The sequence below is a fragment of the Chryseobacterium sp. Leaf394 genome (genome assembly GCF_001424105.1).
Lineage (GTDB): Bacteria > Bacteroidota > Bacteroidia > Flavobacteriales > Weeksellaceae > Chryseobacterium.
Window position 1 is genome coordinate 39,094 of sequence record NZ_LMQH01000013.1, and the last position, 6,201, is coordinate 45,294.

At 38.6% G+C, this 6,201-nt stretch carries 4 protein-coding genes; all 4 read left to right on the top strand.

Translation table 11 applies throughout. The features are described from left to right. On the top strand, window positions 1-228 hold a 228-nt coding region (locus ASG21_RS20490), incomplete at its 5' end, for a hypothetical protein (protein ID WP_206743179.1). Window positions 229-779: 551 nt separating this feature from the next. Further along, on the top strand, window positions 780-3,008 hold the full coding sequence (locus tag ASG21_RS17900; protein ID WP_241773528.1) for a glycoside hydrolase family 3 C-terminal domain-containing protein: 2,229 nt from the start codon (window positions 780-782) through the stop codon (window positions 3,006-3,008). Window positions 3,009-3,413: 405 nt separating this feature from the next. Next, window positions 3,414-4,679, top strand: a complete 1,266-nt coding sequence (glyA, locus tag ASG21_RS17905; protein WP_056083928.1) for a serine hydroxymethyltransferase — start codon at window positions 3,414-3,416, stop codon at window positions 4,677-4,679. Between the two features lie 165 nt (window positions 4,680-4,844). Then, on the top strand, window positions 4,845-5,321 hold the full coding sequence (locus tag ASG21_RS17910) for a regulatory protein RecX (protein WP_241773529.1): 477 nt from the start codon (window positions 4,845-4,847) through the stop codon (window positions 5,319-5,321). Window positions 5,322-6,201: the final 880 nt, after the last annotated feature.

The following is a 6,201-nucleotide window of genomic DNA, read 5'->3' on the forward strand; positions in this document are numbered from 1 at the left end:
TGGATTTTCTTGACTTCGGAAACGGAGGCGTTAAGAAATTTTGAAGAATTTCCGTTAAGAAATCTCCAGTGTCTGAGTGGCGGCAAAATTAATTATTCTATGATAAAAATTCGTTCCCGCCCGAGTTTTGGAGATTTTAGGAGATTCTTCAAAATTTTAGCTGAGTTTCCAGGTCTTGAATTTTTGGTTCTTTTGCTTCAAGGCAAAAGAACAGAGTATTTAAATTAATCAAGAATGTTGAGAATTCCAGTCCATAGTTTTTGGAGAAAAAACATTTTTGAGGAATTAGATAAATCTGAGCTTCATTAATATCTTTAAATATTTCCTTAAAACTTAATATTTCGAAAAAATCTCTTCAGATCATTTGAGGAGATTTTTTATAAATGAGCGGCTTTGTGAAGAAAACAATTATGTACTTTTCTGACTTCTGAAACGGAGGCGTTAAAAAATTTAAAAGAAATTTGTTAAGAAATTTCCACTGTTTGAGTGGCGGCAAGAATCATTTCAGATAAGCCAATCTTCTATCCGCCCGAGCTTCGAAATTTTTGGAATTTCTTTTAAATTTTAGACGAGTTTGACTTCGTCGAATCAAGGATTTCCAAGTCTTGAATTTTTGTTTCTTTTGCTTCAAGGCAAAAGAACAATTAATTTTACTTCAAAGTAAATTTTTTTAAAATTCATTGTCTCATTTTGAGCAAATAAAATTAAAATGCTTAAATTTGTTACCAATTCAAACTAAAAGATTTATGATCAAAAAAGCTGCTCTCTTTAGTTTTTCTATGTTAATTTCCGCTTCTGCATTTGCGCAGAACAAAACGATACCGGTTTATCTTGATGAATCAAAACCTGTTGAGCAAAGAGTAAAAGATGCACTTTCAAGAATGACACTTGAAGAAAAAGTGGCTATGCTTCACGCTCAGTCAAAATTCTCTTCTCCAGGCGTTCCCCGTTTGGGAATTCCCGAATTCTGGACTACAGACGGTCCTCACGGTGTAAGGCCAGAAGTGCTTTGGGACGAATGGGATCAGGCAGGCTGGACGAATGATTCCATCATTGCTTATCCCGCATTGACTGCTCTTTCCGCAACCTGGAACAAAAATATGTCATGGAATTACGGTAAAGCACTTGGCGAGGAAGCCCGGTACAGAAAAAAAGATATTCTTCTGGGACCTGGAGTTAACATTTACAGAACACCGCTCAACGGAAGGAATTTTGAATACATGGGCGAAGATCCGTATCTGACTTCAAAAATGGTTGTTCCTTATATAAAAGGTGTACAGTCCAACGGCGTTGCCACTTCTGTGAAGCATTTTGCGCTGAATAATCAGGAAATGTTCCGCCATACCAGCAATGTGACTGTAGACGACAGAACTTTATACGAAATTTATCTTCCTGCATTCAAGGCAGCGGTAACTGAAGGGGATTCGTGGACGATTATGGGAGCTTACGATATGTACAAAAATCAGTACGCCAGCCAAAATCAGTATCTTTTAAATGATATTCTAAAAAAAGAGTGGAATTATAAAGGAGTAGTGGTTTCAGACTGGGGCGCAGTAAATAGTACCGAACAGGCCATCAAAAACGGACTTGATCTGGAATTCGGAAGCTGGACGAATGGTCTTTCTGCCGGAACTTCAAACGCTTACGACAATTATTATCTGGCGCATCCTTATCTAAAAATGATTAAAGAAGGAAAAGTCGGTACCACAGAACTGGATGATAAAGTCACAAGAATTTTAAATTTAGCTTATAAAACGACTTTAAATAAAAATAAACCTTTCGGAAATGTCGCTTCTGCAGAACATAAAGCTGTAGCAAAAGAAATCGGAGAAGAAGGAATTGTTTTACTTAAAAATGACAGAAACGTTCTTCCGGTTAATATGAACACGGCCAAAAAAATTGCAGTGATCGGAGAAAATGCGATCAAAGTAATGACTGTAGGTGGCGGATCGTCTTCTTTAAAAGTTAAATACGAAACATCACCGTTGGATGGAATTAAAAACAGATTCGGCAAAAACGCTGATGTACAGTATGCCAGAGGTTACGTAGGTGATGTTGGCGGAGAATACAATGGTGTAAAATCCGGTCAGGATCTGAAAGACAGCCGCTCCGCCGATGAAATTTTAAAAGAAGCAGTCGAATTGGCCAAAAACTCAGACTATGTCATCTTTGTAGGAGGTTTAAACAAAGCCGATTTTCAGGACAGCGAGGGCAACGACAGAAAAAGCTACGGATTGCCGTACAACCAGGACAATGTGATTTCAGCGTTGGCAAAAGCCAATAAAAATCTGGCAGTGGTTTTAGTTTCCGGAAATGCTGTGGCAATGCCGTGGGTAAAAGAAGTTCCAACAATCGTCCAGGCATGGTATTTGGGTTCCGAAGCTGGGAATTCAATTGCGTCAGTATTAGTTGGTGATGCGAATCCTTCAGGAAAATTACCTTTCACTTTCCCTGTGAAACTGGAAGATAATTCAGCTCACAAATTGGGTGAATATCCCGGAAACAAGGAAGAACTGGCTGCCGGAAAAGGTAAAGATCAGAAAAATCCAATCAACATTACCTACAACGAAGGGATTTTGGTAGGATACAGATGGCATGACACCAAAAAGATCAAACCGTTATTCAGTTTCGGTCATGGTTTAAGTTACACGACATTCCAGTTTGGTAAAGCAGATTCAGATAAAACGACCATTTCGCAGAATGATAAAATCAGTTTTACTGTAAAAGTTAAAAATACCGGTAATAAAGCTGGAGCAGAAGTGGTTCAACTTTACATCTCAGACAAAAAATCATCCGTTTTAAGACCTGAAAAAGAACTGAAAGGTTTTGAAAAAGTGTTTTTAAATCCGGGCGAAGAGAAAGAAGTTTCATTTACAATAGACAAAGAAGCCTTAAGTTTCTTCGATGCCGAAAAACACGCATGGTTTGCCGAGCCGGGAGATTTCGAAGCCCAGATCGGAAACTCTTCAGACAATATTCTTACAAAAGTAAAATTTACTTTAAAATAAAATTTCTTCAATTGATTATTTTTAAAAGTTCTGTGATTCGTTTCTCAGAACTTTTTTGCATTAAATGACTTCGGAAACGGAGGCGTTAAAAAATTTTAAAAAAAATCCGTTAAGAAATTTCCACTGTTTGAGTGGCGGCAAAAATCATGTTAAATGAAACTCATCTTCTTTCCGCCCGAGTTTTGGAAATTTTAGGATTTTTTTAAAATTTTAGCCGAGTTTCCAAGTCTTGAATTTTTGGTTCTTCTGCTTCAAGGCAAAAGAGCAGACATTTAATATGCTATTGCAAATACAGATTTGATATTTTAAATCATTATTAAAATCAGATTTATCATTTGAATTATATTTTAAATCTCATTTAAAATTCCTTATTTTTGCTGAAGTAATCTAAAACTTAAAAAGTAAATGGACATTATTTTTGACCTTATCGAAAAAGAAAGACAGAGACAGACGCACGGTATCGAACTGATCGCATCAGAAAATTTCGTTTCTGAAAACGTGATGAAAGCAATGGGAAGCGTTTTGACCAACAAATATGCAGAAGGATATCCCGGAAAAAGATATTACGGAGGTTGCGAAGTCGTAGATGAGGTTGAAACTTTGGCTATAGACAGAGCTAAAGAACTTTTCGGAGTAGATTACGTTAATGTTCAGCCGCACTCAGGTTCTCAGGCCAACGCAGCAATTTATCTCGCTGTTTTGAAACCGGGTGACAAAATCATGGGGATGGATCTTTCAATGGGAGGTCATCTTACCCACGGTTCTGCGGTGAATTTCTCAGGAATTCAGTATGACGTTGTTTCTTACGGCGTTCAGAAAGAAACAGGTTTGATCGATTATGATCAGATGAGAGAGGTGGCATTGAGAGAAAAACCAAAAATGCTGATCGCTGGTTTCTCGGCTTACTCAAGAGATTTGGATTATGCAAAATTCAGAGAGGTGGCAGACGAAATCGGAGCTACACTTTGGGCAGACATCGCTCACCCTGCAGGTTTGGTGGCAAAAGGTCTGTTGAATAATCCATTTGAACATTGCCATGTGGTAACTACAACTACGCACAAAACATTGAGAGGTCCAAGAGGAGGGATGATCATGATGGGCAAAGATTTCGAAAATACATATGGTCACAAAACACCAAAAGGAGACATCAAAATGATGAGCCAGGTGCTTGACGGCGCTGTTTTCCCTGGAATTCAGGGCGGTCCGTTGGAACACGTAATCGCAGGAAAAGCAGTTGCATTTGCAGAAGCTTTGGATACACAGTTTGAAACGTATGCAAAACAGGTTCAGTCCAACGCAAGAGCTTTGTCAAAATCGATGATCGACAGAGGTTTTGAAATCGTAAGTGGCGGAACAGATAACCATCTAATGTTAGTAGATCTTAGAAATAAAGGAGTAAACGGTAAGGAAACTGAAAAAGCTTTGGTTTTGGCTGATATTACATGTAATAAAAACATGGTTCCTTTTGACGACAAGTCGCCGTTCACAACTTCCGGAATCAGATTCGGAACTGCAGCGATTACTACGAGAGGCTTAAAAGAAAACGATATGGATACGATTGCTGGACTGGTTTCTGAAGTTGTTGACAATATCAAAAACGAAGAAGTAATCACTTCCGTAAAGAAAAAAGTAAACGAATTAATGGAAGGCAAAGCACTTTTCAATTATTAGAAGGCTTCTGGCTGATGGCATCTTGCTTTTAGCTTATATATAATATAAAAGGTGCAGATTTATTTTGCACCTTTTTTAATCTTATTAAAACAAAAGCCTCGAACATCAACTCACGCATCTCGTAACCCGGAACCCGAATCTCAAATCTCAAACTTCAAATCTCAAATCTTGAGCAAATCCTACACCTTTCAGGAAATCAAACAGAAACTGGTCAACTACTGCGTTTATCAGGATCGCTGTCATGCCGAAGTGGAGCAGAAGATGAGAGATTTTCTGTTGATTGATGAGGCAAAAGAAGAAATCTATCTTTATTTATTAAAGGAAAACTACCTTAACGAAGAACGTTTCACCAGAAGTTATATCCGCGGGAAATTTTACATCAAACATTGGGGGAAAACCAAAATCAAAATCCATCTGAAACACAAAGGCATCACCGATAAGCTGATCAGCAAATGCTTCGACGAAATTCACGAAGAAGATTACCAGAAAACCATCACAAAAATCTATCAGGATTATTCTTCCAGACACCATGGTTTAAAAGAATACCAGAAAAAGTCTAAAACCATTAAATATCTCATCAGCCGCGGCTTCGAATACGACAAAATTCAATTTGCCATTGAAGATTTAGAATCCGAAGCATAGAAGCCTAAGGCCTTACTCACATTATATTGCATCTCACTTCCCTCAAATCCTCAAACTCTCCAACCCTCAGATCCTCCCACATAATTTTCATGAGCCGGGAACCCGCTGTCCACTATATCTTTTTTGCGGCTGCCTCCATTTCATTCCGTCAGCCNAGTTACGATTTGGCTTTTTAAGAACTGTTGAATTTTGATAAGTAATGAGCAATAGGTAATAAGTAATCACCAGTAAGTAATTAATCTACAATAATCTCATTAAAGAAAGCAGCAAAAACCATAACCGGAAAGCCAAACTTCAATTCAAAAGTTTCAACCATCGATTCTCACTACATTTTCAGTTCGATCATTCGTAAAGACCAAACTTCCCTTATTTCCAATACCCCGTTGAACCATTCCCATCCTCCGGAGGGGATGTCAATAATCGCAGATTTTAGACGGGGGTGGTTACTTCCACACAAAAATCAACCTTTTATGAATCGAGCTATGAAGCCAACAAAGTAGAACACTCACCGCTGGTGCGGGCGTCCCGCCCGTACCCACATTTCACATTTCACATTCCCCATTCCACATTCCAGATCCGGACTCTGCACTCCGAATTTCAAATCTCAAACTTCAGATTTCAAATCATCCCATCTGCTGCTGCGGACGTCCACCAATACTATGCAAAACGAACTCGCACCCGTTCAGCCAAAAACACTTTTCATCCAATCAGAATCCACTCAAGTAATGTCAGCAATTTCCACACCTTTCAAAATAAAAATTCCACCTTACTCCGAAGGAGTAAAATCTGTGTAGCAAAAGCGACAACTAACGCCACAGCACTCCGTAGGAGTGCCATCTGCGTAGAAACCACCATTCCAAAAATAACCGCACTCCGTAGG

Coding starts and splice junctions, on each gene's coding strand:
- ASG21_RS17900 (WP_241773528.1), top strand. CDS start 780: ATGTTAATTTCCGCTTCTGCATTTGCGCAGAACAAAACGATACCGGTT.
- glyA (WP_056083928.1), top strand. CDS start 3,414: ATGGACATTATTTTTGACCTTATCGAAAAAGAAAGACAGAGACAGACG.